At 68.1% G+C, this 4,332-nt stretch carries 5 protein-coding genes; 3 read left to right on the top strand and 2 right to left on the bottom strand.

Translation table 11 applies throughout. The features are described 5' to 3' along the window. The coding region (locus tag JYJ84_RS29610; protein ID WP_205189837.1) for a SulP family inorganic anion transporter at positions 1–1,382 on the top strand (1,382 nt) is incomplete at its 5' end. Between the two features lie 37 nt (positions 1,383–1,419). On the opposite strand, the gene JYJ84_RS29605 is transcribed toward JYJ84_RS29610, so the two are convergent. Both JYJ84_RS29605 and JYJ84_RS29600 read right to left on the bottom strand, forming a co-directional pair. After that, on the bottom strand, positions 1,420–2,172 hold the full coding sequence (locus JYJ84_RS29605) for a hypothetical protein (RefSeq protein ID WP_175220547.1): 753 nt from the start codon (positions 2,170–2,172) through the stop codon (positions 1,420–1,422). A 114-nt stretch (positions 2,173–2,286) separates the two neighbouring features. After that, complete coding sequence (locus JYJ84_RS29600) at positions 2,287–3,222, bottom strand: zinc ribbon domain-containing protein (protein WP_164462859.1); 936 nt, start codon at positions 3,220–3,222, stop codon at positions 2,287–2,289. Between the two features lie 260 nt (positions 3,223–3,482). On the opposite strand from JYJ84_RS29600, the gene JYJ84_RS29595 reads away from it, so the two are divergent. Continuing rightward, positions 3,483–4,148 carry an RNA polymerase sigma factor gene (locus tag JYJ84_RS29595; protein WP_122949799.1) on the top strand — a complete coding sequence of 222 codons (666 nt, stop codon included), beginning with the start codon at positions 3,483–3,485 and terminating at the stop codon, positions 4,146–4,148. Then, the coding region (locus JYJ84_RS29590; protein ID WP_205189835.1) for a hypothetical protein at positions 4,145–4,332 on the top strand (188 nt) is incomplete at its 3' end. The genes JYJ84_RS29595 and JYJ84_RS29590, both read left to right, overlap by 4 nt.

The raw sequence follows: 4,332 nt of genomic DNA, 5'->3' as shown, positions 1-4,332 counted from the left end.
GGCCGCGGATCGCCGCGACGGTACTGATGTCGCAACTCGTCGGCACGCTGCTCAATACGCCGTCGATCGCGTCGCTCGGCCTGTTCGGTGCATTGGGGTGCGCGTCGCTTGCGCTCGCCTGCGCCGGTGTCACGCAGCTCGGCCTTGCCGCGCTGCGCGGCGGCATGCTCGTGCGCATGCTGCCCGCATCGGCGCTGTCCGGCCTGTTGTTCGGTTCGGCGGTCCTGGCCATCGCCGATCAGGCACACGCGGTCACCCGCTGCGCGCTCGACTGGTGGCCGACGGTCATCGTCGTGGCAAGCGGCGTCGGCGCGCATTTCGTGTGGGCGACGTTCGCGCCGCGCCTGCGTTGGCCGAAGGGGCTGTCGCTGTTCGCGGCGCTGCTCGCCGGTACCGCGGCGTTCTACGGCTTCGATGCGATCGACGCAGCGCCGCTCGCGTGCCGCACCTTCGGCACGGTCGGTTTCGATCCCGGCCTGCTCGGTCGGCCCGGCTTGCTGCAATGGCCGTCGGTGTTCGCGCGCCTCGACGCGGGCTTGCTCACGATGCTCGTGCTGTACGGCGCGATGATCGGGGTCCTGGCCTCGCTCGACACGCTGATCGCGGCCGGCAACGTCGAAGCGGACAGCCGCCAGCGCGCACGGCCCAACCGGGATCTCGCCGCGCACGGCGTCGCGAACGTCATCGCGGCCGCGGCCGGCCTGTTGCCGATCGTCGGTTCGCTGACCCGCTCCAAGCTCGCGTGGAACGCCGGCGGACGGACACGCGGGGTGGCCGTGCTGCACGCGGCGATGCTGCTCGCGCTTGTCGCCGCCGGCACGTCGCTGCTCGCGCTGCTGCCCAAGCTGGCGGCGGCCGCCGTGATGATTGCGATGGCGCTCGACATGATCGACGACTGGTCGCGCCAGATCGTCAGCCACTGTCTGGCGGGGCGCGGGCCCAGCGACGTGGTCGCCGCCGCCGTGTGGACGTTCACGGCGGTGACCGCGGTGACCGCGATCACGGGACAGCCGGGCAAAGGCTTCGCGGTCGGCTGCGCGGCCGCGCTGCTCAGCCTGCTGCGCGCGCCCCGGCGCTTCGACATCGCCTGCGACGTGCAACCGGACGGCATGACCGTGCGCGCGACCGGCGCATTGATCGGCTGTTTCGTCGATCGCAAGATGGTGGAGCCGGTGCTCGCGCAGCTCGCGCCGGGTACGGCGATCCAGGCCGTCGATATCGACCTGTGCGGCGTAGGACGCTTCGACGCATCCGCGTGCAGGTCGCTGCGCCAGCTCGGCGACCTGCTTGCTGCACGCGGCGTGTCGCTGCGTTTCGTGCTGGCCGCGCGGCAGACCGCCCTGCGCACCGCGCTTGCGACGTTCTCGGTCACGCGCGGATGATCGTCCCGCCTGCCGGCGCGACCGGCGAGCAGGGTCGTCACATCGCCGCGAGCACGTGACCGCCGCCGTCGAGCAGCTGCACATGCAGCATCTGCAGCTTCACCTGATTGTTCGCCGGGTCGATATCCTGCGCATAAGCGTAGACACGTGCGGTAATCGGCTTGTAGTGGCTGCGCAGATCCTCGATCGAACGCGCCTGCGCTTCGTCCGTCACCTTCACGAAGTTGAAGTCCGGCCCGTTCGTGTACGCGATCTTGTAGTTCGCGTTGTCGAAGAAGTACTGGAACGAGCCCGGTTGCGCGACGTTGGTCAGCTGAAAACCCTTCTTCGTGAAGTCGTACGAGTCGAGCGTCGCGTTCGGCGTCGTCAGGACGACATAGCGGCTGTTCTGCGCCGCCGCGACCGATGCGTCGATGCGCGGCTTCAACGTGTTCAGCATGTCCTGCTTCTTGAAGCCGTCCGACGTGTTCTGGTAATCGCGCGAGTAATACTGCGCGGCCTTGTCGTAATCGACGGGCAGCTTCGAAATGCCGTAGTACAGGAACATGACGTCGTTGCCGCTATCGATCCCGCGATAGTCGGCGAGCGGCCGCGCGGCGTCGCCTTGCGGCAGCGCGCGGTCAGCGATCTGCTGCTGCTTTTCCGGCGAAGCCAGCCCCGCCAGATCCACCACGGGCCGCGCGGCGGCGTCCTGCGCCTTCGGCGCGTCGTCGGATTTGCTGCAGGCGCCAAGGCCCGACGCACAAAGCGCGATCAACAAGGTCATAGCGGCGGTAGACATCTTCTTCATGGTGATGGACTCCAGTCGTGTGTGGATGGGAAAACGTGCGCGAGCCCGGTTCCGGGATCATCGCGAAATGCGGTGCTTCGCCCGGCATACGCGCCGGGCCTGCGCGTCGGCCGCTCAGGCCGACAGGTATTGCTTGACGCCCTTGACGGCGAGATAGAGCGCAGCCGCGCCGGCGACATAGAAGCCCGCGCCGAACGAGATGGCCTTCGACACTTCCGCGGCCATTTCGCGCGCGAAGTCCGCCGGCAGGCCGGTCATCCCGGCCGCACCGCCGATCTCGCTCATGGCAGACGAGATCTTCCAGTAGATGCCCGCGTAGACCGTGACCATCCATGCCAGCGGCGCGGCAAGGCCCAGCCACAGCGATTTGCGGCGGAACAGGAACGGGGCGATGCACAGCGCGAGCGTCAGGTCGCAGACGAAGCCGTACCACCCTGCGCTCATCTGACTGACGCCCTCGAGCGCATAGAAGTTGTTCATCGAGTGCAGCGCGCGCAGCAGGTCGTAGAACGTGAGCCCGCTCGCCGTCGATGCTGTCACCTGGATCGCGATCGCATTCAGCGAGAACCAGCCGATCAGCAACAGCGCGATCGCGCCGAGATTCGCGTATCCGACCGACGACACGACGCGGGCGGCAAGCGGCAAGCCGATCGCCGCTGCTTCGCCGAGCGCGCGGCCCGAGACCTCGCGCACGCCATCCACCGCGTCGCGCATCCGCTCCTGCCCGACGGTCGCGCCGGAGACCGCGCGCACCGCGGTGACGGCACCGCTGCCGTCGAAATCGACGTCGACCGCCATGTTGACCGTCGGCGCCACGTCGCTCTTCCAGTGCGTTTCAAGCGAAAACGCGTACTGGCGCCCGAGCGCGACCAGCAGTCCGTCGCCAGCGACGGTGTCGCGCAGCACGCGGCCGCGCGTCCGGGTGCTCGCGGGCGAATCCGGTGCGACGGCGGCCGCCGCGTTGTCGGTTCGGCTCCCGCAATGCGGGCAGAAAGGCACGCGCTCCGGCATGCTCGAGTGGCATTGGGTACAGGTATGGGTCGCGTTCATGGCTCGGCAGTTCTCTCGTTCGAATGGGCAGTTCGCGGTAGCGTGAGCCGCGATATCGACACTCGTCCTCACCGCTCCGGCTCCCGGCCGACGGCGGACATTGCGTGCGTCTTGTCGTTCTATTCGCGTGCCGCGCCGATTTGTTCGCCCGATTTTTCATGCCGTGCAGAATCCGCACCCGCATATATAATTCCGGCGGCGCTGGCTGCCCTGCGCGTCGCGGCTGCCGCCCCCATTCCAAGCGACCCAAGATGTCTTCGATGACGCCACGATTCCTTCCCTCCGACGACCGCGACGCGAGATCCACGACCGTCGCCGCCCTTGAGCGGCTGCAACGTGACAACGGGCGCTTCGCCGCATTCTTCCGGCAGGTGAACAGCCGTTTCGCACGGCTGGCCCGCCGCCTCTATCCGTGGAGCCGCGACGCCGACATCGAGGACGCGCTGCAATCGGCGCTGCTCGCGCTGTTCGAGCCGACGAGCGCGTTCTCGCTCGACGATGCCGCACGGATGGACGACGCGACGTTCGATGCGCGCGTCGTGGGCTACGTGACCGGCGCGGCCACCAAGCAGCTGATTACCCGCCTGCGCAAGCTCGGCGTCGAATCGGTCCGGCTGACGTCGCTCGAGCAGTGGCAGGAAAACGAGCATGCGCTCGACGCGCTGCTGTCCGACCTCGGTGAACTGGCGCCGAGCCCCGAAGCCGCCGCGATACTGGCGCGCACGCGCGCCGCGGTCGAACGCTGCCTGTCGAAACTGACGGAGACGGCGCGCGAGACGTTCATGCTCGCGCTGGGCGGACACAAGGATGTCGAGATTCAGCAGATGACGAAGGCCGGCTCGCCCGTGTCGGTACGACGTCGCATTTCCGAAGCAAAGGCACGCGTGATTGCCTGCGTGCAGGAGCAGACGGGAGAAACGGCATGAGCAACGCACCCCGCCACACCACCGATCCGGACGAACCGGATCGCGACCTCGCCCTCGCATACATGCGCGGTGAACTCACGCCGGACGAACATGCACGGTTCGTCGAGCGGCTCGCGCACGACGCGGCGCTCAGGGACACGCTCGACGTACTGGAAGCCGCCGCCGACATCGCGCAGGAAGCGCG

It is taken from the genome of Burkholderia sp. LMG 13014, from assembly GCF_905232215.1.
Lineage (GTDB): Bacteria > Pseudomonadota > Gammaproteobacteria > Burkholderiales > Burkholderiaceae > Burkholderia.
This window is presented reverse-complemented; position numbering and strand designations above follow the sequence as displayed.

What these genes read in the sequence shown, in the direction of transcription:
- JYJ84_RS29605 (WP_175220547.1), bottom strand. Translation starts at nt 2,172, where the DNA reads ATGAAGAAGATGTCTACCGCCGCTATGACCTTGTTGATCGCGCTTTGT.
- JYJ84_RS29600 (WP_164462859.1), bottom strand. Translation starts at nt 3,222, where the DNA reads ATGAACGCGACCCATACCTGTACCCAATGCCACTCGAGCATGCCGGAG.
- JYJ84_RS29595 (WP_122949799.1), top strand. Translation starts at nt 3,483, where the DNA reads ATGACGCCACGATTCCTTCCCTCCGACGACCGCGACGCGAGATCCACG.